General features: G+C 71.7%; 1 protein-coding gene. It reads left to right on the top strand.

What is annotated here, in order from left to right; translation table 11 throughout:
- Positions 1-64: 64 nt before the first annotated feature.
- A partial coding sequence (locus tag K9U40_RS23805) for a F0F1 ATP synthase subunit delta (protein ID WP_282892523.1) occupies positions 65-448 on the top strand: 384 nt, incomplete at its 3' end.

The raw sequence follows: 448 nt of genomic DNA, 5'->3' as shown, positions 1-448 counted from the left end.
AGCGCGAAATCGACGCCAACGCCCACAAGGCGCTGCTCGACGAGCTGGCCTCGGAGATCTAAGGATGAGCCAGGCCCTCACGCTTGCCCGCCCGTACGCCCGCGCCGCGTTCGCGACCGCGCGCGACGAAGGTGCGTTCGCGCCGTGGTCGGACGCCCTGGCGTTCTCCGCCCACGTCGCCGCCGACCCGCGCGTGGCGGCCCTGCTCGCCAACCCGGAGCTGGGTCGTGACGACGCCGTCGCCCTGCTGGCGCCGGTCTCGCACGGCGAGACCTACTCGCGCTTCCTGGCCATCCTGGCCGAATCGCATCGTCTGCCGCTGCTGCCGGAAATCTCCGGCATGTTCGACGCCCTGCGCGCCGAAGCCGAGCACGTGGTCAAGGCCACGGTGACCTCGGCTTCCGAGCTGTCGGCCGGCGAGCTGGACGCGATCAAGGTTGCGCTGCGC

It is taken from the genome of Xanthobacter autotrophicus, assembly GCF_030015065.1.
GTDB classification, from domain to species: Bacteria; Pseudomonadota; Alphaproteobacteria; order Rhizobiales; family Xanthobacteraceae; genus Xanthobacter; species Xanthobacter autotrophicus_D.
This window is presented reverse-complemented; position numbering and strand designations above follow the sequence as displayed.